At 70.6% G+C, this 21161-nt stretch carries 24 protein-coding genes, 1 other RNA gene and 1 pseudogene; 7 read left to right on the forward strand and 19 right to left on the reverse strand.

Annotation, left to right across the window (positions count from 1 at the left end):
- The first annotated feature begins 212 nt into the window (after positions 1 to 212).
- Positions 213 to 569: a hypothetical protein gene (locus tag ACQP0N_RS24795; RefSeq protein WP_433114483.1), complete on the forward strand. Its 357-nt coding sequence runs from the start codon at positions 213 to 215 to the stop codon at positions 567 to 569.
- 128 nt (positions 570 to 697) lie between these two features.
- On the opposite strand, the gene ACQP0N_RS24800 is transcribed toward ACQP0N_RS24795, so the two are convergent.
- Positions 698 to 1300, reverse strand: a complete 603-nt coding sequence (locus ACQP0N_RS24800) for a hypothetical protein (RefSeq protein WP_433114484.1) — start codon at positions 1298 to 1300, stop codon at positions 698 to 700.
- Positions 1301 to 1405: 105 nt separating this feature from the next.
- Positions 1406 to 2377, reverse strand: coding sequence for a zinc-binding dehydrogenase (locus ACQP0N_RS24805; RefSeq protein ID WP_433114486.1), 972 nt, complete (start codon positions 2375 to 2377; stop codon positions 1406 to 1408).
- Between the two features lie 149 nt (positions 2378 to 2526).
- Here ACQP0N_RS24805 and ACQP0N_RS24810 point away from each other — a divergent pair, with 149 nt between their 5' ends.
- Positions 2527 to 3321: a helix-turn-helix transcriptional regulator gene (locus ACQP0N_RS24810; protein ID WP_433114488.1), complete on the forward strand. Its 795-nt coding sequence runs from the start codon at positions 2527 to 2529 to the stop codon at positions 3319 to 3321.
- Positions 3322 to 3350: 29 nt separating this feature from the next.
- Here ACQP0N_RS24810 and ACQP0N_RS24815 read toward each other — a convergent pair whose 3' ends face one another.
- Together ACQP0N_RS24815 and ACQP0N_RS24820 are read right to left on the reverse strand one after the other, a co-directional pair.
- Positions 3351 to 3626, reverse strand: a complete 276-nt coding sequence (locus ACQP0N_RS24815) for a hypothetical protein (RefSeq protein WP_433114490.1) — start codon at positions 3624 to 3626, stop codon at positions 3351 to 3353.
- Positions 3623 to 3898 carry a hypothetical protein gene (locus ACQP0N_RS24820; RefSeq protein WP_433114492.1) on the reverse strand — a complete coding sequence of 92 codons (276 nt, stop codon included), beginning with the start codon at positions 3896 to 3898 and terminating at the stop codon, positions 3623 to 3625. The genes ACQP0N_RS24815 and ACQP0N_RS24820 overlap by 4 nt, the downstream gene beginning before the upstream one ends.
- Before the next feature lie 240 nt (positions 3899 to 4138).
- Here ACQP0N_RS24820 and ACQP0N_RS24825 point away from each other — a divergent pair, with 240 nt between their 5' ends.
- Both ACQP0N_RS24825 and ACQP0N_RS24830 read left to right on the forward strand, forming a co-directional pair.
- Entirely contained in the window at positions 4139 to 4945 is an 807-nt protein-coding gene (locus ACQP0N_RS24825) for a helix-turn-helix domain-containing protein (protein ID WP_433114494.1), read from the forward strand.
- Positions 4932 to 5123 (forward strand): DUF397 domain-containing protein, encoded by a 192-nt coding sequence (locus ACQP0N_RS24830; protein ID WP_433114496.1) that lies wholly within the window; start codon positions 4932 to 4934, stop codon positions 5121 to 5123. Before ACQP0N_RS24825 ends, ACQP0N_RS24830 begins: the two co-directional genes overlap by 14 nt.
- Here the strand turns inward: ACQP0N_RS24830 and ACQP0N_RS24835 are convergent.
- From ACQP0N_RS24835 to ACQP0N_RS24855, 5 genes and pseudogenes are all read right to left on the reverse strand, one after another.
- Positions 5098 to 5781, reverse strand: coding sequence for a hypothetical protein (locus ACQP0N_RS24835; RefSeq protein ID WP_433114498.1), 684 nt, complete (start codon positions 5779 to 5781; stop codon positions 5098 to 5100). The genes ACQP0N_RS24830 and ACQP0N_RS24835 overlap by 26 nt on opposite strands.
- A gap of 41 nt (positions 5782 to 5822) precedes the next feature.
- Positions 5823 to 6464 carry a hypothetical protein gene (locus ACQP0N_RS24840; protein ID WP_433114500.1) on the reverse strand — a complete coding sequence of 214 codons (642 nt, stop codon included), beginning with the start codon at positions 6462 to 6464 and terminating at the stop codon, positions 5823 to 5825.
- A 319-nt stretch (positions 6465 to 6783) separates the two neighbouring features.
- Positions 6784 to 7122, reverse strand: coding sequence for an Imm51 family immunity protein (locus ACQP0N_RS24845; RefSeq protein WP_433114502.1), 339 nt, complete (start codon positions 7120 to 7122; stop codon positions 6784 to 6786).
- Positions 7109 to 7378, reverse strand: coding sequence for a hypothetical protein (locus ACQP0N_RS24850; RefSeq protein ID WP_433114504.1), 270 nt, complete (start codon positions 7376 to 7378; stop codon positions 7109 to 7111). Before ACQP0N_RS24850 ends, ACQP0N_RS24845 begins: the two co-directional genes overlap by 14 nt.
- Positions 7379 to 7496: 118 nt before the next feature.
- Positions 7497 to 7772 (reverse strand): annotated as a pseudogene (locus ACQP0N_RS24855) (tyrosine-type recombinase/integrase); the annotation flags it as partial.
- Positions 7773 to 7854: 82 nt separating this feature from the next.
- On the opposite strand from ACQP0N_RS24855, the gene ACQP0N_RS24860 reads away from it, so the two are divergent.
- Entirely contained in the window at positions 7855 to 8049 is a 195-nt protein-coding gene (locus tag ACQP0N_RS24860) for a hypothetical protein (RefSeq protein WP_433114506.1), read from the forward strand.
- Positions 8050 to 8605: 556 nt separating this feature from the next.
- Here ACQP0N_RS24860 and rnpB read toward each other — a convergent pair.
- An RNA gene (gene rnpB / locus ACQP0N_RS24865) (RNase P RNA component class A) lies at positions 8606 to 9022 on the reverse strand.
- Between the two features lie 152 nt (positions 9023 to 9174).
- On the reverse strand, positions 9175 to 10131 hold the full coding sequence (locus ACQP0N_RS24870) for a threonine/serine dehydratase (RefSeq protein WP_433114508.1): 957 nt from the start codon (positions 10129 to 10131) through the stop codon (positions 9175 to 9177).
- A 174-nt stretch (positions 10132 to 10305) separates the two neighbouring features.
- On the opposite strand from ACQP0N_RS24870, the gene ACQP0N_RS24875 reads away from it, so the two are divergent.
- Positions 10306 to 11067 (forward strand): sulfite exporter TauE/SafE family protein, encoded by a 762-nt coding sequence (locus ACQP0N_RS24875; protein WP_396799013.1) that lies wholly within the window; start codon positions 10306 to 10308, stop codon positions 11065 to 11067.
- A 151-nt stretch (positions 11068 to 11218) separates the two neighbouring features.
- On the opposite strand, the gene ACQP0N_RS24880 is transcribed toward ACQP0N_RS24875, so the two are convergent.
- On the reverse strand, positions 11219 to 12451 hold the full coding sequence (locus tag ACQP0N_RS24880) for an MFS transporter (RefSeq protein WP_433114510.1): 1233 nt from the start codon (positions 12449 to 12451) through the stop codon (positions 11219 to 11221).
- A 54-nt stretch (positions 12452 to 12505) separates the two neighbouring features.
- Between ACQP0N_RS24880 and ACQP0N_RS24885 the strand changes: the two genes are divergently transcribed.
- Positions 12506 to 12964, forward strand: a complete 459-nt coding sequence (locus ACQP0N_RS24885; RefSeq protein ID WP_396799009.1) for a MarR family winged helix-turn-helix transcriptional regulator — start codon at positions 12506 to 12508, stop codon at positions 12962 to 12964.
- Between the two features lie 1043 nt (positions 12965 to 14007).
- Here the strand turns inward: ACQP0N_RS24885 and mctP are convergent.
- The 7 genes from mctP to ACQP0N_RS24920 all read right to left on the reverse strand — a co-directional run bounded on the left by mctP (position 14008) and on the right by ACQP0N_RS24920 (position 20929).
- Positions 14008 to 15657, reverse strand: a complete 1650-nt coding sequence (mctP, locus tag ACQP0N_RS24890) for a monocarboxylate uptake permease MctP (RefSeq protein ID WP_433114513.1) — start codon at positions 15655 to 15657, stop codon at positions 14008 to 14010.
- 58 nt (positions 15658 to 15715) lie between these two features.
- Positions 15716 to 15958, reverse strand: coding sequence for a DUF3311 domain-containing protein (locus ACQP0N_RS24895; protein ID WP_357132638.1), 243 nt, complete (start codon positions 15956 to 15958; stop codon positions 15716 to 15718).
- 139 nt (positions 15959 to 16097) lie between these two features.
- Positions 16098 to 17255: a bifunctional RNase H/acid phosphatase gene (locus tag ACQP0N_RS24900; RefSeq protein WP_433114515.1), complete on the reverse strand. Its 1158-nt coding sequence runs from the start codon at positions 17253 to 17255 to the stop codon at positions 16098 to 16100.
- Between the two features lie 3 nt (positions 17256 to 17258).
- Complete coding sequence (locus tag ACQP0N_RS24905; RefSeq protein ID WP_433114517.1) at positions 17259 to 17996, reverse strand: zinc ribbon domain-containing protein; 738 nt, start codon at positions 17994 to 17996, stop codon at positions 17259 to 17261.
- On the reverse strand, positions 17986 to 18822 hold the full coding sequence (locus ACQP0N_RS24910) for a Nif3-like dinuclear metal center hexameric protein (protein WP_433121799.1): 837 nt from the start codon (positions 18820 to 18822) through the stop codon (positions 17986 to 17988). Before ACQP0N_RS24910 ends, ACQP0N_RS24905 begins: the two co-directional genes overlap by 11 nt.
- Positions 18823 to 19110: 288 nt before the next feature.
- Positions 19111 to 19686, reverse strand: a complete 576-nt coding sequence (locus ACQP0N_RS24915; RefSeq protein WP_433114519.1) for a flavoprotein — start codon at positions 19684 to 19686, stop codon at positions 19111 to 19113.
- A 13-nt stretch (positions 19687 to 19699) separates the two neighbouring features.
- The gene (locus tag ACQP0N_RS24920; RefSeq protein ID WP_355051441.1) at positions 19700 to 20929 is read right to left on the reverse strand and encodes a helix-turn-helix domain-containing protein; all 1230 of its coding nucleotides are present in this window, start codon (positions 20927 to 20929) and stop codon (positions 19700 to 19702) included.
- Between the last annotated feature and the right edge of the window lie 232 nt (positions 20930 to 21161).

Below are 21161 nucleotides of genomic sequence, written 5' to 3' on the forward strand. Positions count from 1 at the left end.
ACGGCCGGGCGGGGCAACCCCGCCCGGCCGGTTCGTCAGTAGGCGTGACGTTGCTCCGCGAGTTCGGCGAAGGGCCGCGGGCAGCACGGGCTTCCGGCGCAGGTGACCAGGTCGTCACAGCCGGCCGAGATGGCGTCCCGCAGGGTGTCGCGGATGACCGTCAGGTCCGCCAGCCTCTGCTCGATCGGTGCTCGCCCCCTTACCATCCCTCAGTGATCTCGGATGCCTTCGATACGCGCGGTGGGCTCACCTACGTTGACCGCCTCGACTTCACCCGAGGCAGCCCGCTCAGGGCTGTCCGCCGGATGGCCTGGCCAACGGTCAAGCTGCACGTTGACGAGAGCACATTGACCCTGTCATCACGTATCAGCTCGGACACCTTGCGGCACGTCCAGGTGGAGGCACTGCCGCACCGACCTCTGCACGGACGGTTTCCGCTGCCGGCGACCGCCGTCTCCTTCCAGGTCGAGGGACGCGACCAGGTTCTGCTCTTCTGGACTCCGCGCGTTGGCGCGGTCCTGCGTAAACTCGCCGATCTCGGCTGGGACGCCGAAGACCCTGGGTCCTGAGCCTCACCCCGTGGTGCAGTCGGGACGATCAGCCAGAGGTAGCAGCTCTGCTGCGCCTCAGCGGTCCGGTCAGATAGCCGGACACCTGACAACATGCCTCGCCAATGCTTTCCGGTCTCGGCTCGGAACTACGCCAGGACCAGCGCGATCACCAGGGCAGGCAGCATCAGGAGGGGCGCCGCAAGGCGGACGAGCTGCCACGCCCAGACGTTCCGGGGTGAACCGTGCTTCACGCGGCCGCTCGCGAGCCACATGGTCAAGAGCGCCAAGCATCCGGCCCACGTCCCGCAGTGAATCCCGACCACGAGGGCGTCTCCGTTCGGCACCCCGACCACGAGGTCTCTCATCCACGGCTCGTGGCCAGTCTTGTACGTGACGTCCGAGAGCAACAGACCTGGAACAACCAGCCCCACGGCTGGGAGCAGGAGAACGTAGAAGAGCCGTCGACGCGGCCGAAACGCGAGCGCAAGCACGGCCACGACAACGACAGCAGTCGCCCGCACACCCCAGCCGATCGTGGCCATCGGGAGCCGGCCGCATCCGGAGGCCTGGCAAGCCAGCTCGGCGAACCACGGAACGAAGCGTTGCCGGAAGTCGATCGCCGAGCCGAGCACAAACGTCGCTCCGGCCGAGACGGCGCACAGCATGACGACGGCCGCGAGACAGCCGACGTTGCCCTTCCACGCCGGTGTAGCCACCTCGCTGGGCGTCGCGTCGCGGTCGCTGGTCATAACGGCGGCGAACGTACACGGCGTGGTCAACCCCGGATGCCGGCACCCGGGGTTGACCTGCGCCGCCCTGCCGACGGGCACGTCCAGGTGCCGACCCTCAGGCGGTCAGGGGACGAGGGCTACGAAGCTGAGGCCCGTGGTGTGCTCCGCCAGGTCGAGGGCGGCCGCCGGGTCGTCCAGGCCGACCGTCCGCATCTCGATCGCGGAGAGGTCCAGCAGGCCAGAGCGGACCAGGTTCCACACTCTGGCCACGGTCTCGTCGTTGCTCATCCAGGAGCCGCGCAGGGTGAGCCTGCGGTGCATCAGGTCGCCGTACCCGATGGTGAGGTTCTGGCGTACGCCGCCGATGAGCACAAGAGTGCCGCGCCCCCGCAAGCTGTCGTAGGCGGCCATGGTCGCGTCCGCCGTTGGCGTAGCGCCGAGGGCGTCGAGGGCGATGTCGACCGGGCCGATACCCACCGCATCCGTCGTACGGTCGCCGGTCAGCCGGTGGATACGCACGCGGGGGTCGAGCTCGGCCAGCCGGTCGAGCGCCTCCTTGTTGCGGCCCACCGCGGTCACCGTCGCGGCGCCCTCAGCGAGCGCCATCAGCACCGCCGCGCCGCCGAGTTGGCCCGTCGCACCGATCACCGCGACGTCGCGGCCGGTCAGCGGACCGGCCGATTGCAGGCCCGTGGCGGCGATGCAGAGCCACGGCAGGAACGACAGCCGGGCCGGGTCCGGGTAGTTCTCCGCGCCGGGCAGCTTGACGAGCGTTTCCTTGGCGCACAGCGCCGTTTCCGCGAAGACACCGTCACGCCACACCGTACGCATGCGATCCGTCCGCGCGCTGCCGGCCCCGGAACCGCCCAGACCGACCCAGCCCACCAGGATCTCGTCTCCGCCGCCCGCGTCGAGCAGCGCCGTGTCCAGCACGACGTCGCCCGGGGCGACGTGGAACACGTCGGGCGCGACGTCAGTCACCCGGCCGACGCAGGAGGGACCCAGGATGAGCGGCACGGGCAGGCCGCCGCGGTTGCCCTTCACCACCATTTTCGTGTACGCCGGCAGGTGCGCGGCCAGCACCTCCACGAGCACGCCACCGCCCTGGAGTGTCGGCGGGGCAACATCGGAAAGTCGTACGTCGTCGTCTTCTGAAGCAACAGTCCAAGCACGCATGGGACAAGCCTGACGACTCGATAGAGTGGTATCCAGAGCCGCTTTATTCTGGTATTGGAGGTCCCAGGGTGAGCAAGGAGCTGGGCACGTTTCTTCGCAGCCGCCGCGAGCGGATAGCCCCAGCGGATGCGGGTCTGCCGGTCACGCGGCGACGCCGCACACCAGGGCTACGCCGGGAGGAACTGGCCCTGCTGGCCGGTATCAGTGCCACCTGGCTCACCTATCTCGAGCAGGGCCGCGACGTACGCCCCTCCGGCCAGGTGCTCGACGCCCTGGCCCGAGCGCTGCGGTTGACCGACGCCGAGCAGGAACACCTGCACCGCCTCGCCGGTGCGGGAGCCGAGCCGGGGCAGGACGTCCCGGAGGAGGCGACGCCCGAGATCGCGGGCGTTCCGGCGTTGCTCGGCAACAACCCCGCGTACATCACCGGCATCTGCTACGACCTCCTCGCGACCAACCACGCCGCAGCGGAGCTGTTCCAGGGCATGGGGCCAGGTGGCAACGTCGTACGCTGGGTTTTCACCGAGCCCGCCGCCCGCCAGGTGCTGGTCGACTGGGAGCAGGAGGCGCGCAGCATCCTGGCCCGGCTGCGGGCGATGGCCGGACAGCATCCCGGTCACCCGCGGGTAACCCGGCTCGTGGCCGAACTCACCGAGATCAGCCCCGAGGTACGCCAGTGGTGGCCGCAGTACGACATCCAGTTCAGCCACGCGGGCCGCAAACGCCTCCGGCATCCCCGACTGGGTGTGATCGCCGTATCGCACGCCGCGTTCCACGTCGCCGAGCGACCCGAACAGACGCTGGTGGTCTACCACCTGCCGGACAGCACCGAACTCTCTGCGGGAGCGACAGTACCCGCGTGAGCCGTCATGTGTAGGCCGCCGACAGGACCTCAAGCCCGACCGGACCGGCGATGCCGCCGGGCCTGGGACAACCACCCGAGGAACCTGGCGTGCATCGCCGGCAGGTTCGGGCGCAATCCCAGGCCGTACGCGTCGTCGACCGCGTCGTGCATCGACGCGGCCAGGTAGAACGCCAAGGCGATGGAGTGGCCGTAGAACTTGGCCGCGAGCGTGAGTTGAGCTGGACCGCACGGCCAGGGCGCGGCGCAGTTGCGGCACAGCCACCTCGGACGCATCGGCAGGTGCGGGCGGGGGCGGGCGTTCATCCGATCCGCACCGTGCCTCGCCGGTGTCCGGCCGGCAGGACCTGCGCCCGCACACCCGCCCGACGTACGTACAACTCGCGCCGCGCGACCGCGTCGCCCGCCGCGTTCAGCTGGTAGCCCTCGATCCAGACCCATTCGTCGTACGTGTGCCGCTCGGGCAACTCAAGGATGACGCGTACGACGATCGGACGCCGGAACTGCACGCTAGCGGCGGTGGTCAGGTGGATAACGTCGCCGGCCTTCATCAGCTGGTCTGACTCGACGGTGGGCACGGGTCCCCCTCGGTGGCGTGGGAAAGGGCCGCTCCCGTGAGTGCTCGCCCGCCGGGAGCGGCCCCGCTACGAACGCGACCGCCGGTCTCGTGGTCCCTACCAGCCGCGCCGCCTGGTGACACTCTGCTGTGGAGGCCACTACGCTCGGAAGGTGTTCCAGGTCGCCGGGCCGGAGCTGGCGGAACAGCCTCCAGGCGTGTGGCACCTCGGGTAGTCGATCTCCAAACTGAGGAGCGTTGCATGGCTGACGTGCCGAGCCCGCTGGCGGACTTCATCGTGGGCGAGATCCGCCGTGCTCGCGGAGCCTCCGGGATGACGCAGGAGGCGTTCGGTCGGGCGGCGGGCTTCAGCGCCTCACATGTGAGCGCCGTGGAGAGCGGCACCCGCGCCCTGACGATGGACTTCATCAAGGGCGCTGATCGGGCCTTCAGCAACGACGGGCTGTTCGGACGCCTCGTGATGAAGCTCGGCGCGCCGTCGTGGTTCCTGCCCTGGCTGGACGCCGAACGCGGCGCACGACAACTTCGTCTCTTCGAGCCGCTACTGATCCCCGGCCTACTCCAGACCGAGAACTACGCCCGCGTCGTGATGCGCTTGAACGACCTCATGTCCGCCACCGAGGTGGACCACCAGGTCAGTGCCCGCATGAGTCGGCACAAGATCCTGACCAGCGACGCTCCGCCGCAGGTGGTGGCCGTCCTGGACGAGTCCGCGCTCCATCGCGGTGGCGACGAGTACGCCGGCATCATGGCGGAGCAGATCGCCCACCTCATCGCAGTCGCCGAACTGCCGCACGTCCACGTACACGTGATCCCGGCGGGCGCGGGCCTACACATCGGGCTGTCCGGGCCGTTCGCGCTCGCGCGAGCCAGCGACGGGGTGTGGGTCGGGCACCTTGAGAATCAGCTAGGCGGGATCGTGGTCAACACAGAAGATGGGCTGGATACTCTCCAGGCGAGGTGGGAGAACGTTCGCAACGAGGCGCTCCCGCGCCGACAGTCCAACGAGCTGATGAAGGAAGTGCACAGCCATCATGGACCTCACTAACGCCGTCTGGCGCAAGTCCCGGCGCAGCGGATCGTCCGGCGGTAACTGCGTCGAGGTCGCCGACAATCTGCCGGGCGTGGTCGGCGTCCGGGACAGCAAGGATCCGACTGGCCCGGTCCTCACCTTCGGTCCGTCGGCCTGGCGGGCGTTCGTCACTCAGGTCGCCGCGCGGCCGTAACCGCGACCGTTGCAGGTCGCGCGATGCCGACGGATGTGGGAGCCGCATCGGCCGCCGTCTCAAGGTGCCGTGCGACCGTCAGCAGGTTGGAGGCTCGGTAGTAGGCGCGCGAGTCATCGCGCCACATCTCAGGTCTCATCCGCTGCCGCAGCGCTTCGGCGGTTGCGCTCAACGTTTCTCGTTGGGCGGGGAGCAGTGCGCCGCCGGCTTCCAGGGACGCGCTGACGCAGGCGACCAGCTCCAAGGTGGTCGAATCCGGCTCTGCCAGCAGCGCAGGTGCCTCATGACGTAGCCAGTACCGCACGGCGTGCAGGGCAGCCGGTCCGGGGGTGCCGTACCAGCAGCGAGGAGAGCCGTTCGGGTTAGGGTCAGTCGGGCGAGGGCTCCGCCGGCCACGGCGCTTGGCGAGCTTCCGTTCGGCGGTGTAGTCGCGGAGATCGGCATGCCAGCCCGCACGACTCGCCACGAGAGCGTCCAACGCGCGCAGCAACGCGGCCTCGTCGCGGTGAAGCGGTCCCGCGATCTCCTCGAGAAAACTCAGCGTGGCGTGGAAGCCGATCGGTCGGTACAACTGCACGCACGACCTCAACGCGCCGACCCGGTGCCGGTACGGCAGCTCAGCGTCGCGCACGCGGCGGGCGTAGGTGCCGAAGCTCACCCCGGGACGCTACCGCCCTCACGTCGAATACGCCGACACCACTACTTCCGACCGCGTGCTCTTCTAGTCTCGTCGACGTTATTGTTAAACCTGTCCCGGAGTCGGGTTCCGAACTTTTCATCGCCGTCGTAGGAAAAATGGGCCGTCCCAGTCATTTGCATCGAGGCCAATTCCACGAAGGCGGATGTTCCGATCTTAGCCTTCTCGCGCAAGCCGACCCTACGGCCGAGGTCTCCGCTGGCGGCAACCTCACCTTGCGACCGCAACGGATCGATATCGTTCGACGTCGGCGGTCGGTGGTACTTGTCGTGGACAAGTTGCGGAGAGTGCAGGTTATAGAACGCTTCAATCTTCTGGAACGTTGGCCCACTCGTCGGGTAATCACGTACGTTGACGCGAAGGTACCACATCATGTCGAATGCATGATCAGCGTTCCGTGGAGGCGTTCCGGAATCCATCTTTCCCACCAGCCTGACCAGATCATTCCGTTGATACTCTTGCAGCCCTGGATCCGAACCCTTCTTGACCGCTTCCTTCAACTCTTTCAGGGCTTTCCGGTACTCACGCGACTTGATGGCCGGGGCCGAGAATCGGATGGCCGCGCCCATCTCGACGGGACGATAGAACATGCCAGTGTTCGAAACGAAATCAGAAGGCCCGTTGTACAGGTCGGCGTTTGTCATGTATTCAAGGCCGACAGTTCCCGAGTTATTCATCAGCGCTGGCCCTCCCGGAGATGACTGATGCAGATGCTTGTCCGCACCTAAACGGGATGAGCGGCGCTGTGGTTCACCGGCCAGGCGACCTTTTTCCCTGAAGCGTGGAGCTCAGAGCCTCGATCACGGCCCTGAGCTGGTGGGCGACGGACGAGTCGACCTGCACACCGGATTATGAACGCGAAACGTGCCCTGAGCAGGCGTTCCGTTCGCCTGACACCTGCTCAGGGCGTCGCTAGGGCGTGCGGGCGCTACGGAGCGGGCACGCCGTCGGCTGAGCTGGCTATCAGTCGTCGAACTCAAACCCGCTCGCCTCGGCCCCCGAGACCAGCCGCCGCAAGCGTTCGCCGTCGGTCACGATCGCGTTCATTCGAGTTGCCAACTCCTCCAGCGCGTTCCGATCGGTGCTGTAGGCACAGAACATGCCAGCCTCGGAGTCAAGTTCGAACCGGCCTTCGAGCGTCTCGGCCTCGGTGCTCACGAGAACCTGTGCGACGCCTTCCCAGAAGTACCCGTTGGGCTCGTGCGCGAGCTGCCGGATCAGGTCGTCAACGGGCGTGGTACCCGCCTCCAGCCGCAGCGAATACTGCCCTGAAGTCGTTTCGATCAGGCTAAGCAAGGTCATCTGCGAAGCCTGGCACCGCTCGGTGGCCGGGGCAAGATCCGATAGCCGTGATCACGCGCAGCCCTGGGTCTTCAGCCGCAGGCTGAAACAGGTGGTCAACAGCCTGCCGAGTACGTTCCTCGCTGGCCGGCATCAGGTGCGTGTAGACCCGGAGGGTGAACCCCGGGTCGGCGTGGCCGAGGTACGACACGAGTGCCCTGATGCTCTCCCCCGCGTCGAACAGCGACGAGGCGTAGAAGTGCCGTAGGGCGTGCATCCCGGTGGCCCGGCTCGGCGTGATGCCGGCCGCCACCACGGCGGGACGGCCAACTCTTGTTATCGAAGGTACGCCGGTTGATCGCCCCCCGCCGGGTGCTGGTGAACAGCAGCGGCACCGTGACCCGCTCGTCGTCGGCTCCGTTTTCCCACGGCAGGGTGAGCGTCACCGGGTCGCAGTCCTTGATGTGCTGCCGCAGCACCTGGGCGACGGAGTCGGGCAGCGGCACCCAACGGTCCCGGTCGTTCTTGGGCAGGCCGAGGACGAGCCGGGAGCGGACGAGCTTGACCTGACGTGTGACGTGCACCCTTCCCACGCCGAGGTCGATGTCGTCGACACCGAGCCCCAGGATCTCGCCCTGGCGCAGCCCGCATCCGGTGCCCAGGTCGACCATCGCGCGGTACCGCTGGGCGAGGCGGGTTCTTGACGATCCGCTACCGCCCTCACGCCAGATGACGGCGGAGTCCTACGGTCACATGACGGACGACCCGATCGAGCTGCGTCTCGACCTCGCCACCGCCGAGGACCTTCGCATCGCGCTGTACGACCTGGGCGAGCATCAGGCAGCAGGTAGGCCGATCCCCTACATGGACGCCGAGACCAGCAGACGGCTCGGCGCCCTCCTGCGAGACCTGGATATCCGCTTGGGCGGCACCGGGAGATGCGCGTAGCCGGCTTGCCAGCGAGCGGTACGGAAGCCGGCACCTCGACCGCCATCGGGGGCAGGGCTTCCGACTGCCGCGCCAGTCCAACCCCGGGAGAGGCTTGCCACCGCATCACCGGGTCGCGGCACCGGCTCCACCGTCAGGACGTGCCCGCCCCTCCCCACAGCCGCCGGCCCCAACCTCAGGACCACCGAGCGCCGGCCGCTTCGGCCGCTGGTGGCGCGCCGCTCGCGGGCCCGTGGTCCGGCCGGATCGGAGCCACCCGCTCCATTGAGCGTGATGCCTGTAAGTCATCAAGATGACTCACAGGCATCACGCTCAATGTGGTGTCCGCCCTCGGCCGTCCGCGCCGTCCGCCGTCGACCCGCAGGGGCGCGGCCCACCCCCGCGAGGCACCCACAGCGGCACAGCCAGCCCAACGCGAAAGGGGGAGTCAACTGAGCTCGCGCTCAGGGCGTCTCCAGGGCGTCAAACGCCGCCCGATGTTGACCATGAACGACCATCAATGCCCGAACACAGAACCAGCTCAGAGCCTCGATCACGGCCCTGAACTGGTAGGCGACGGACGAGTCGACCTGTACGCCGGATTCTGTGCACGGCGCGTACCCCGAGGGGTTTCGCGCCGGCGGCGGCCATCCATCTCGGCCTGCCGTTGCCGGCAGGCTCTAGCGGCCTACCCGCAGACATCGGGCGGGCAGCCCTCAAGCGTCTGCGCCGGGTCGTCATCTTGCGGTGACGGCCCTTGCTTGGCCTTGCTCCGGGTGGGGTTTACCGAGCCACCCCGGTCACCCGGGGTGCTGGTGGGCTCTTACCCCACCGTTTCACCCTTACCGTCCCCGTTGGGGTCGGCGGTCTGTTTTCTGTGGCACTGTCCCGCGGGTCACCCCGGGTTGCCGTTAACAACCACCCTGCCCTGTGGAGTCCGGACGTTCCTCGGCGGCGGGCCGCAGCCCGCCGACGCGACCGCCCGGTCGACTCGTCCGTCGCGCCCCCATCCTAACGACGTGGTGGGGACGCCCCTTCCCACCCCGGCTCGGCCGATGACGGGGGCGGGCCGGCGCGGCCGACGAGGGCGAGACGGCGGGACGACGCAGGAACGACGCGCTACCGGTAGGAGATGCGCAACGGCGCTCAGGCCCCCAGGCGCGCCGTCCACGACACCACGTCGGCGACCGTCGAGTTGCCACCGCAGAGCACGAGGCCCAACCGGGCGTCGTCACCCACCCGCTCAAGTACCCGGCGGGCGGCCGGCAGCAGGCATCCGGCGGCCGGCTCGGCCCAGACCTTGGCGTGCTCGGCCAACTCCACCGTCCCCCGCACCGCCTCGGCGTCGGAGACCACGAGCACATCGCTCACCAGGGCGGTCACGTGGTCGTAGGTGAGCTGCGAGACGGTCGGCGCGCTGAGCGTGGTGACGATCGACGACAGCGGTACCTCGACCGGCCCACCCTTGGCCAGGGCCAGCGACATCGCCTGCGCGCCCTCGGTCTCCACGCCCCAGACGCGTACCCCCGGCCGGCGTGCCCGTAGCGCAGCGGCCACTCCGGAGATCAGCGCCCCACCGCCGACGCTGACCAGCACGTCGGTCAACTCACCGGCGTCGTCGGCGAACTCCAGTCCGACCGTGCCCTGCCCGGCGAGCACCACCGGGTCGTCGAACGGGTGCAGCAGGGTCAGTCCGTCCTCCCGCAGCCGGGACATGAGCGCGAACGCGGCGGACATGCCGTCGGTCAGATGGACGTCGGCACCGGCCGCGCGGGCCACCTCGATGGCACGCGCCGGCGCCGTCCGGGGCATCACGACGGTCGCCGCGACGCCCAGGGCGCCGGCCATCACCGCGACCGCGATGCCGTGGTTGCCACCACTGACCGCCAGCACACCCGCCGCCCGCTCGGCGTCGTCCAGGACGAGCAGCTTCGCCGCCGCGCCGCGCGCCTTGAACGACCCGGTACGTTGCAGCAGCTCCAGCTTGGCGGTGACGGGCACGCCGAGCAGCTCGGACAGGCCAGGGCTGGGAACGGTGGGTGTGTGAACCACATGGCCGGCGATCCGGCCGGCGGCCGCCTCGATGTCCGCGAGTTCGATCATCGCTGAAGCGTGCCACAACAGCGGCGCGCTGCCCCGGTCGCCTGGTATGCGCGCCGGGCTGACCTGCGGAACGACGTCACGCCGACCAACCCAGTGAGGTTTGGCGTCGGCGAGCGGGCGATTAGCCGGCCGATTGTGCGGGGGTTCCGTCGGCCGGGCTAGCCTCGTGGGGCTATGGATCTCTCCCACGCCGCGCTGCTGCTCGCTGCCGGTCTCGCCGCGGGCACTGTCAACGCGGTGGCCGGTGGTGGTTCCTTGATCACTTTTCCGGCGATGATCGCGGTCGGGTTGCCGCCGGTGCCGGCGAACGTCAGCAACTCCGTCGCCGTCTTCCCCGGGTACGTCGCCAGTGTGGCGGGCAGCCGCCAGGACCTGCCGCGCCCCCGCGCGCTCGCCACGCTGGTGCCCACCACGATCGTCGGCACGATCGTCGGGGCGCTGCTGTTGCTGGCGACCCCGGCCCGCGCGTTCGAGCTGGTCGTACCCTTCCTGGTTCTCGGCGCGACCGCGGTCCTGGCCTTCCAGGACCCGCTGCGCCGGCTGGTCGGCCACCCCCGCGACCTGTCGCCGCGCCAGCGGACGGTCGCGGTCCAGACGATGGTCGCGCTCGGTGCGGTGTACGGCGGGTACTTCGGTGCGGCCCTCGGGGTGATGCTGGTCGCCGGCCTGGCGCTGGTGCTCGACGCGACCCTGGCGCGGGTGAGCGCGATCAAGAATCTGCTCTCGGCCGTGGTGGGGTTGACCACGCTCGTGATCTTCGCCCTGTTCGGCCCGCTGAACTGGGCGGTGGTCGCGGTGGTCGCGCCCGCCACACTCCTTGGGGGGTACGCGGGCGCCCGGCTGGTCCGCCGGCTGCCGCCGGTGGTGCTCAAGACGCTGATCGTGGTGTTCGGTACGACGATCGGCCTCTACCTGCTCTACCGCGCCCTGCGCTGACGCGCTCCACCCGCCCGGCGTCGCTGCCGAGATCCGCGCAACATCCGGGATGTTGCTGCCTCAGCAGACCCGGAGGCAGCAACATCCCCGAAAGTGCGCGGATCTTGGGGCGGGCGGCGCGGGCGGCGCGGGCTGGGCCGGCGGGGGGGGGTCAGTAGGCCTCGCCTACCGGCTCCTCGACGGACTTCTCGGTGTCGGCGGCGGCGCGGTTCCAGCGGGACCAGAGGACCCGCTCGCCGTAGCCGGCGGCCATCATGTGCGCGCACGCCAGGTACACCAGCACCCCGACGGCGAGCACCCCGAACCCGACCCAGAACGGCAGCGCCAGGGACTGCTCGGCGAGCTTGCCGGAGATGATCGGGGCGGGCGCGGCGGCACCCCAGCGGACCAGGTTGAACGCGCCGGTGGCGAGCCGGCGGTCGCTGGAGCCGAGGCCGAGCGCCAGGTCGGTGAGGTTGGCGTTGGCGAGGCCCATGCACAGGCCGGCGAGCACCAGCACCACGAGCGCCTCGGCGGTGCTGGTCGAGGTCGCGAAGAGGACCATGCAGACCAGCAGCCCGGCGATGGCCACGCCGACGGTCTGCACCGCGCCGATCCGGTGGGCGAGCCGGTGGCCGATCACCAGGATGCCGGTGGCCAGGCCGAGGCCCCAGCCGGTGAAGGCGAGCCCCAGCGGGACGACGTCCAGGCCCAGGAAGAGCGGTGTGTAGCCGAGCACGACGAAGAACACGAAGTTGTACGCGGCGGTGACCACACAGAGCGCGATGAACGCCGGGCGGCGGTAGGTGGCGAAGATCTGGCCGACGCGTACCGGAGCCTGGCGGTTGGTGGGCTCGCGCAGCTTGCCGGCGGCCACCCCGAGGGCGAGGACCATGAACACGCCGCAGACGAAGAACGGCAGCCGCCAGGAGACCTGGCCGAGCAGGCCGCCGATCAGCGGGCCGACGGCGAAGCCGAGGCCGAGGGCGGTCTCGAACAGACCGACCACCCACTCCCGGTCGATGGCCAGGTTGACCAGCACCACCATGGCGGTGGCGAAGAACATGGCGTTGCCCAGACCCCAGACGCCGCGCAGCACCGAGAGCTGCACGATGTTGCCGCTGAACGAGGCGAGGATGGCGGCCAGGCCGACCACCGAGACGCCGGCGACCAGCACCGGCTTGAAACCGAACCGGCCGCTGGCGAGCGTCGCCGGGATCATGCCGAGGGCCATGACCGCGATGTACGCGGTGAACAGCAACTCGACCTGCCAGGCGGTGACCCCGATCGCCTCGCCGATGGCGGGCAGGATCGGGTCGACGACGGCGATGCCGGCGATGGCGAGAAAGGCCACCAGCGTGGTGGCGTAGATGGCACTGCGGTTTGGTTCGGATGACCGATCCACTCCGACTCCCCAATTAGCTGTATCGTACAGGTATTTACCCTGTATCCTACAGCTATGAGCGACGACGACGAGAGCACCCTCGGACTGATTGAGACCGAGGTGGCCCTGCTGATGCGCTTCGGCGAGGCCACCCGGCGGGCCACCGGGTCCGCCGAGCACCGGGTGCTCGACCGCGCGGCGTACGTCATCCTGCGGCACCTCGACGCCGCCGGCCCGCAGAATGTCTCCGCGCTCGCCGCGCGGCTCAACCTGGACGGCTCGACGGTGACCCGGCAGGTCTCCGCCCTGCAACGCGACGGCCTCATCGCCCGCGCCCCCGACCCCACGGACGGGCGCGGCACGGTCATCTCCCCCACGACCGCCGGCCTCCAACGGATGGCCGCCGTGCAGGCCGCCCGGACCCGGCTCTACGGCGACATGCTGTCCGACTGGAGCCCCGAGGACCGAGAAACCCTGGCCCGGCTACTGGGCCGTCTCAACCAGGCCCTGGTAAACCGCAACCGCCCCCGCTAACCGCCAAGATCCGCACAAACTTTGCTGCCTCCGGCGCAGCTGAGGCAGCAACATCCCTGAAGCTGCGCACACCCACCCGACCCCGGCCGGTCCCGAGCCCACGCGGCCCGCCCTGCCCTACCCACCCCTGCGGGGCCGGCCCACCCGACCCGACCCAGCCCGCCCCGGCCCGCCCCCGCCCGGCCCTGGCCCCGGCCCGACCCAGCCCGCCCCCGCCCGGCCCTGCCCCGGCCCGACCCAGCCCGCCCCGGCCCGCCCCCGCCGAGCTCTGCCCGCCCGGCCCGGCCCGGCCCCTGTCCGGCCCTGCCCGGCCCGGCCCTGCCCTGCCCGGCCCTGCCCTGCCCTGCCCTGCCCTGCCCTGCCCTGCCCTGCCCTGCCCTGCCCTGCCCTGCCCTGCCCTGCCCTGCCCTGCCGATCATGGAGTCGTGGTGGGGCACGAATAGGCGCAGTTAGCCATCAACCGGGCACCAGAACTCCATGATCGACGCGGGAGGTCGGCCCGCGGCCCCTTTCACCGCCACCGCCCAGCTTCCGAGCGCTGCGCCGCACCCGTTCGCCGCCAAGATCGCGCAACATCCTGGATGTAGTGGCATCCCCGCCGCCCGACACCACTACAACAAGGATCGAGCACGATCTTGACGGATGGTGAGGAGCGACGGGCGCACACAACAGGCGACGGGCAAGTGCGACAGGCGACAGGCGAGGGGCGACCGGCGACCGGCGACCGGCGACCGGCGAGGGGCGACAGGCGACAGGCGACCGGCGAGGGGCGACCGGCGAGGGGCGACAGGCGACAGGCGAGGGGCGACAGGCGAGGGGCGACCGGCGAGGGGCGACAGGCGAGGGGCGGCGGGCGAGGGGCGAGGGGCGGCGGGCGAGGGGCGACAGGCGAGGGGCGGCGGGACTGCTCAGCGGCCCCGGGCGCCGGCCTCGCGGCGGGCGCCCGGGGAACGGCAACAGCAACAGCAACAGCAACAGCAACAGCAACAGCAACAGCAACAGCAACAGCGAACGGCAACAGGGAACGGCAACAGGGAACGCGGTCAGGCGACTGGTTCGCGGGCCGCGTCGGCGTCGCGGTCGGCGCCGGGGGTGACGCGCGGGTCGCCCTCGTCGGCGAAGTAGTCGTCCGGCTCGGTGCCGTCGACTCCCTCGGGCGTCTTCAGAGCCCGCAGCGCCAGCGTCACCAGCGCCGCGACGGCCAGGTTGACCAGCACCGCCACGATGCCCACGTAGATCGTCTTCTTGGTGTCGAAGCCGAACTCGGACAGCGGGAACGCCGAGCCACCGAAGTGCTTCTTCGTCGGGCTGGCGACCTGGTACAGCATCCACATGCCGAGGCCCATGCCGGCGACCCAGCCGGCGATCAGGGCGGTGCGGTGGAACCAGCGGGTGTAGAGACCCAGGGCTACCGCCGGCAGCGTCTGGAGGATGATGACGCCGCCGATGAGCTGGAGGTCGATCGAGAACTGCGGGTCGAGGAAGACGATGCAGGCGACCGCGCCGACCTTGACCACCAGCGAGGTGATCTTCGAGACGTTCGCTTCCTGAGCCGGGGAGGCGTCCTTCTTCAGGTACTCCTTGTAGATGTTGCGGGTGAACAGGTTCGCCGCCGCGATCGACATGATGGCCGCCGGCACCAGCGCGCCGATGCCGATGGCCGCGTACGCGACGCCGGCGAACCAGTCCGGGAACTGCTGGTCGAACAGCAGCGGCACGATCGTGTTGTTGTCCACGCTGCCGGCCGAAGCTCCCGGCAGCGGCTTCACGCCGGCCGCGATGGCCATGTAGCCGAGCAGGGCGATCAACCCGAGCAGCAGGCTGTACGCGGGCAGCGCCGACATGTTGCGCTTGATCACGTCACGGTTCCGGCTGGCCAGGACACCGGTGATGCTGTGCGGGTAGAGGAACAGGGCCAACGCCGAACCGAGCGCCAACGTGACGTACTGCAACTGGTTGTTGCCGTTGAGCAGGATGCCGTCGTTCGGGTTGGGTGACGCCTGGAACTTCGCGTCCGCCGCGTCGAAGATGTCGCCCCAACCGCCGAGCTTGTACGGCAGGTAGATGACCGCCACCAGGATCACGATGTAGATCAGGCTGTCCTTGACGAACGCGATCAGCGCGGGCGCGCGCAGCCCCGACTGGTAGGTGTACGCGGCGAGGATGGCGAACGCGATGATGATCGGCAGGTGCCGGGCCAGGGTGCTGTCGCCCGTCACGCCCATTGTCTTGAGGACCGCCTCGATGCCCACCAGTTGCAGCGCGATGTACGGCATGGTGGCGACGATCCCGGTGATGGCGATGAGCAGCGCCAGTACCGGCGAGTCGAACCGCGTACGGACGAAGTCGGCCGGGGTGACGAAGCCGTGCCGGTGCGAGACGGACCAGAGCCGGATCAGCACCAGGAAGACCAGCGGGTAGATGACGATCGTGTACGGCACGGCGAAGAACCCGGCCGCCCCGGCCCCGAACATCAGGGCCGGCACCGCCACGAAGGTGTACGCCGTGTAGAGGTCACCGCCGACAAGGAACCAGGTGATCCAGCCGCCGAAGCTGCGCCCGCCCAGGCCCCACTCGTCGAGGTGCGCCATGTCCTTCGGCGCGCGCCAGCGGGCGGCCACGAAGCCCATCGCGCTGACCAGCAGGAACAGCAACGAGAAAACGATGATCTCGGTGAGATGGTCGCGCCACATCAGCGGACCCCCTTCGTTCGCGACTGCGGGGCTCGCAAAACCGGCTCACTCCTCGCGCTCACCGCACACCCCGCTTCTTCGTCATCTGGTAGACGAGCGTCGTGGTGGCGACGCCGAGCAGGATCCAGGCGAGTTGCAGCCAGTAGTAGCGCGGGAATCCGAAGATCCGGGGCGCGTCACTGTTGAAGAACGCCGGGACCAGCGGCACCACGATGGGGATCAGGAGCAACCAGTTCCAGGGGCTGTGGTCCTTCGCCCTGGATGACGCCGTGGTAGGCGCCTCCGGTTCGGGTGCAGCCATCTGACACACCTCCGGGGAGTCGAGGCACTCGATGTAACGGCCGGAGGCTACGACTCTGTGACCGCCGTCACGATCAGGGCGCGGACGGCTCTGCGCCGAACGGCGCATGGGCTGCGCCGAACGGCGGGGGGCGCGCTGCTCAGGCGGCCGGCAGGTGGGCGGTGTCGTTGACCGTGCGGACGGCGATGCCGCCGTCGGGCCACAGGTCGAGCACCGAGATGCCGGCCGCGTCCAGGAACAGCCGGTGCAGGAAGCCGTCGGTGGCGGCGAGGGCGTCGCGCAGCGCCAGCTTGATCGGCGAGACGTGCGAGACGACCACCACGGTCTCTCCGGGGTACGCCTTCGGCAGCGCCTCGACGACCCGACGCACCCGTTCGGCCACCTGGGTGAACGACTCGCCGCCCGGCGGGGCGATCCGCGCCGACGCGAGCCAGGCGTCCATCTCCCCCGGCCACTGCTGGCGTACCTCGGCGAAGGTGCGCCCCTCCCACTGCCCGAAGTCGCACTCGATCAGGTCGGCCTCGGTGCGGACCGGCACGTCGCCGACGGCGGCGGCGATCGCCGCCGCGGTGGCCGTACACCGGGACAGGGGTGAGCTGAGCACGGCCGCGACGGACGGGGCCAGCGCGGCCACGCGCGCGCCGGTAGCGGCGGCCTGGGCGCGCCCGCGCTCGGAGAGCGGCACGTCGCCGCGGCCGGAGTAGCGGCCCTGCTCGGTGTAGGCGGTCTCGCCGTGCCGCACGAGGATCAGCCGGGTGGCCGTGAAGCTCGGGCGGGGCTCCCAGGAGGCCGGCGCGGTCGCCGGGTCGCTGCCCGTCGACGCGCCTGCGGCCGGGGCGCTGGCCGAGGCCGGTACGCCGGGGGACGCCGGCGGGGTGGGTCGGCCGGCGGCGGCGTCCATCGCGGCGTTGGCGAGCGCGTCGGCGTGCCGGTTCTCCTCGCGCGGGATCCAGGTGAAGCGGACCGCGCCGAAGCGGCCCACCAGCGCGGCCGCCTGCGCGGCGAGCGGACGCAGGCCGGGGTGCTTGATCTGCCACCGGCCGCACATCTGCTCGACCACCAGCTTGGAGTCCATCCGGACGTCCACCTCGGTGGCGTCCAGCTCGGCGGCGGCCCGCAGACCGGCGATCAGGCCCTGGTACTCGGCGACGTTGTTGGTCGCCGTACCCAACGACTCGGCGCGCTCGGCGAGCACCTCGCCGGTCTCCGGGTCGCGCACCACCGCGCCGTAGCCGGCCGGCCCGGGGTTGCCCCGGGACCCGCCGTCGGCCTCGACGACGACCACGCGCGGCGCCACGACCTACAGGCCCGACTCGTTGGTACGGACCATGATCCGCCGGCAGTCCTCGCAGCGGACCACGTCGTCCGGGGCGGCCGCGCGGATGCGGGCCAGGTCGGCGCCGGAGAGTTCCAGCCGGCAGCCGCCGCAGCGGCCGGCGGTGAGCAGCGCCGCGCCCAGCCCGGTGTCCTCGCGGATCTTGTCGTAGAGGGTGACCAGCTCGGCGGGGAGGTCGGCCGCGAGCGGCTGCCGCGCGCCCCGCTTGAACTCCTCGTCCTTGGCGATCTCGGCCAGCGCGTCGTCCCGGCGCTGCTCGGTGGCGGCCCGCTTCTCCCGGGCGTCGGCCAGCCGCTGCTCCACACCGTCGAGGACGCCCTGGGCGGTCTCCCGCTGCTCCATCAACTCCAGCTCGGCGTCCTCCAGGTCACCCTGACGCCGGTTCAGCGAGGCCAGCTCGTGCTGGAGCGCCTCCAGCTCCCGGGCCGGACCGGTGCCGGCGGCGAGCCGGTTCTGGTCCTTCTCCTTGCGGGCCCGGACCTGCTCGACGTCCTTCTCCAGGCGGGCGATGTCCCGGTCCAGGTCGTCGACCGCCACCTGGGCGCGTACCCGCTCGTCCTCCAGCGACGACAGTTCCCGGGCCAGCGCCTCCAGTTCGGCCCGCTCCGGCAGTGACCGGCGGCGGTGCGCGAGCTGGGCGAGGTTGGTGTCGATCGCCTGAAGGTCGAGCAGGCGGCGCTGGACCTGGGGGTCAGCCTTCACGGTCGGGCTCCTTGTCGTCCACAACGGGTGCGGCGGCGTGCACGGTCCACGGGTCGGTGTCCAGGTCGGACACCAGCGTCTCGACGCCCGGCGCCTCCCGCAGGAAGGCGGCCAGGTCGTCCAGCCACGGTCGTTCGGTCGCCCAGTGGGCGGCCTCGATCAGGACGGGACCATCGGCGGCGACGTGCTCGCTGGCCGGGTGGTGCCGCAGGTCGGAGGTGAGAAACGCGTCCACCCCGGCGGCGGTCGCGGCGCCGAGGAAGCTGTCTCCCGACCCGCCGCTGACGGCGAGGGTACGAACCATACGCCGGGGATCGCCCGCGGCGCGAACTCCCCAGGACGTGACGGGAAGCACGGCGGCGGCGTGCCGGGTCAGCTCGGCGAGGGTCATCGGGTGGGGCAGGTCGCCGATCCGGCCGAAGCCACGGTCGTCACCATGGCCCGGCGAGCCGGGCGCGGGCCGTTGCAGCGGGCGCAGCCCGGTCAGACCGAACCGGGCGGCCAGCGCGTCGGAGACGCCCGGGGAGGCCACGTCGGCGTTGGTGTGCGCCGCGTAGAGCGCCACGCCGGCCCGGATCAGGTCGTGGACGATCCGCCCCTTGACGGTCGTCGGCGCGATTGACGACACCCCGCGCAGCAGCAGCGGATGGTGCGCGACGATCATGTCGGCCTCGACGGCGAGCGCCTCGGCGACCGTCTCGGGCACCACGTCGACCACGCACAGCACCCGGCGGACCGGGGCGGTCGGCTCACCGAGCACCAGGCCGACACGATCCCACTCTTGCGCCCAGACGGGCGGATAGCGGCGCTCCATCTCGGCCACCACGTCGCTCACCGTGGAGGCGGATCGGCTTGTGCTCACGGCGGGCCAGCTTACCGGCGTTGCGGCCATCGGGCGGTGACACCCGGCCCCGGCCGCGTCGGCCAGCGGTCCGGCCGCCCCTCGCCGGCCGCGTCGGCCAGCGGTCCGGCCGCCGCTCGCCGGCCGCGAGCTGGCGACGCCGTGCGAGCCGCCGGTCTGACCGGGCGGTGTGCACCGCCGGTCGGGCGACACCGCGCCGGCTGCCGGTGCGGCAGCGCCGTCGACCCGCCGGCCGGGGTCGGGCGGGCAGGCTCAGGCGGCGCGGTACGCGACGGTCCGCAGCGCGGCGAGCGGCATCGCCCAGGGGAAGGTGTGCATGTGCTGCTCCCCCGTACCGGGCGGGTGCAGGGCGACCACATGGTCACCGAAGAGCACCGTGATCCCCCAGTCCGCCAGCCGGGCCACGCCCGCCCGGAACGCCGGGTGGGCGGCCATCGCGACGTTGGTGTACGGCACGGCGACGATCGGGATGCCCTTGCCCTGCGCCTCGACGAGGAGGCCGAGCGCGAGGGTGTCGGCGATGCCGGCCGCCCACTTGTTGACCGTGTTCACGGTCGCCGGGCAGACGACCATGGCGTCGGCGGGCGGCAGCACGTCCGGGTCGCCGGGGTTCTTGTAGTGCGTCCGTACCGGGTGGCCGGTCTGTCGGTGAAGGGCGGCCTGGTCGACGAACTTCGCGCCGTCCGGCGTGGTGACCACGCAGACGTCCCAGCCGTCGGCCTGGGCCAACTCGACCAGGCGGCCGACGTGACGGGCCAACGGCGAACCGCAGGCGATGACGTAGAGCACCGCACGGTGCTCGCTGGTGTGTGGTTGGCCGGTCGTCACACCGGCTCCGCGCTCATACCCCTACTCCCATCTGCTCAGCCAACTCCGCCACCGGAGAAGGCGGCGCACCCCGTGTGCGACGAAGGACGTCGGACATCACCTCGTGGGCGATCGGTCGGCAGCGGATCTCCGACGGCGCGAGCCGGTCACCGAGCAGCAGCATCTCGCCGGCGTTGGCCACGTCGCCGATCTGGGCGTACCCGCGGGCGATGTCGAGCAGGTGGTGGGCCCGGCGTTCGGGCAGCAGCGCGTTGAAGTCGGGCTCGGCGATGCGCAGTTGGTGGACCTCCACCGCCCGGCCCCCGTCGCCCAGCTCGACGGCGGCGGCGGCCCGGTGCAGCTCGACGTTCGTCGGGCCGAACGACGTCCAGTAGTGGTTGTGGTCGCCGCCGAGCAGGGTGGCGGCCTCCTGCGCGCAGTTGATCAGGTCGTCGACGCTGGCCGAGTCGCCGATCCGGGACGCCGCCATGGCCCCCTGCAAGAGCAGCATCCCGTAGACGGACAGCCGGGCCGGCGAGACGTCGTTGCCGCCGCCCGGGGCCAGCCGGTTGGCGATCTGCACGTTCAGCTCCAGCGCCGGCCGGGCCCGGCCCATGGCGACCAGGGCGTTGCAGACCCGCGTGGTGGCGATGCCGGCCAGCAGCGGGTCGTCGGCGCGCTGGGCCACCGCCATCGACCGGTCGGCGGCCAGCCAGGCCAGCTCGAACTCGCCGAGCTTGCGCAGCACCGAGGAGGCGATCTGGTAGACCTGCCCGAGCAGGTGCGCCGCCTCCGGCGCCTGCGCCCCGCTGTAGGCGGCGTCGGCGGCCTGCGCGTCGCGCAGCAGCTTGGGCAGCGCGCGGGTGAGCATCCCGTAGCGGCCGTACTGGTAGGTGAGCCAGGCGTGGTTGACGGCCTTGCGCATGTCGTCCAGCGGCGGCGGGTACGGCACGGCGTCGAAGTACGCGCTCATCGAGTCGTACCGCTCCAGCGCGGCCCGGATCTCCTGCACCTCGATCTGGTCGATGCAGTTCAAGGCGTCCGTCCGCCGCTCCGGGTCACGGCCCATCAGCAGCTGCACGTCCATCTGGAGGATGTCGGCGATCTCGTAGAGGACCGAGAACTTGTCCAGCCGGCGGACGCCCCGCTCGACCTTGTCGACCCAGCTCTTCGACTTGCCCAGGCGGTCCGCGAAGACCTGCTGCGACATCTTGCGTCGCCCCCGCCAGTAGGCCACTCGCCGGCCAATGGGTAGCTCGTCCATCTCCCCATCCCTCCCCTGCCACCGCCAACGGGCGGGGCACTGTCCGCGGGTGCGGCGATCAGTCGTTCGTCTTGCAGTTTTCGCTGGTCGCACAGCCTGTACGTCAGCCAGACAGCCAGTCCTCGTACTTTTCGTGCAAGTTGCACGAGCCGTTCGTCAACCTCAACGATCGTGGGTTACGGCAGTGACGGCGCTCGAACTGCGACCTGGCGTCCGCCGGGCCCGACCGAGG

The sequence above is a fragment of the Micromonospora sp. CA-246542 genome (genome assembly GCF_050942905.1).
In the GTDB taxonomy this organism is placed as follows: domain Bacteria; phylum Actinomycetota; class Actinomycetes; order Mycobacteriales; family Micromonosporaceae; genus Micromonospora.

Excerpts from the sequence above, each read along its gene's own strand:
- ACQP0N_RS24850 (WP_433114504.1), bottom strand. The coding sequence starts at position 7,378 with ATGCACGCCCTACGGCACTTCTACGCCTCGTCGCTGTTCGACGCGGGG.
- ACQP0N_RS24845 (WP_433114502.1), bottom strand. The coding sequence starts at position 7,122 with ATGACCTTGCTTAGCCTGATCGAAACGACTTCAGGGCAGTATTCGCTG.
- ACQP0N_RS24870 (WP_433114508.1), bottom strand. The coding sequence starts at position 10,131 with ATGATCGAACTCGCGGACATCGAGGCGGCCGCCGGCCGGATCGCCGGC.
- ACQP0N_RS24825 (WP_433114494.1), top strand. The coding sequence starts at position 4,139 with ATGGCTGACGTGCCGAGCCCGCTGGCGGACTTCATCGTGGGCGAGATC.
- ACQP0N_RS24895 (WP_357132638.1), bottom strand. The coding sequence starts at position 15,958 with ATGGCTGCACCCGAACCGGAGGCGCCTACCACGGCGTCATCCAGGGCG.
- ACQP0N_RS24875 (WP_396799013.1), top strand. The coding sequence starts at position 10,306 with ATGGATCTCTCCCACGCCGCGCTGCTGCTCGCTGCCGGTCTCGCCGCG.
- ACQP0N_RS24920 (WP_355051441.1), bottom strand. The coding sequence starts at position 20,929 with ATGGACGAGCTACCCATTGGCCGGCGAGTGGCCTACTGGCGGGGGCGA.
- ACQP0N_RS24830 (WP_433114496.1), top strand. The coding sequence starts at position 4,932 with ATGGACCTCACTAACGCCGTCTGGCGCAAGTCCCGGCGCAGCGGATCG.
- ACQP0N_RS24860 (WP_433114506.1), top strand. The coding sequence starts at position 7,855 with ATGACGGACGACCCGATCGAGCTGCGTCTCGACCTCGCCACCGCCGAG.
- ACQP0N_RS24800 (WP_433114484.1), bottom strand. The coding sequence starts at position 1,300 with ATGACCAGCGACCGCGACGCGACGCCCAGCGAGGTGGCTACACCGGCG.
- ACQP0N_RS24885 (WP_396799009.1), top strand. The coding sequence starts at position 12,506 with ATGAGCGACGACGACGAGAGCACCCTCGGACTGATTGAGACCGAGGTG.
- ACQP0N_RS24815 (WP_433114490.1), bottom strand. The coding sequence starts at position 3,626 with ATGAACGCCCGCCCCCGCCCGCACCTGCCGATGCGTCCGAGGTGGCTG.
- ACQP0N_RS24840 (WP_433114500.1), bottom strand. The coding sequence starts at position 6,464 with ATGACAAACGCCGACCTGTACAACGGGCCTTCTGATTTCGTTTCGAAC.
- mctP (WP_433114513.1), bottom strand. The coding sequence starts at position 15,657 with ATGTGGCGCGACCATCTCACCGAGATCATCGTTTTCTCGTTGCTGTTC.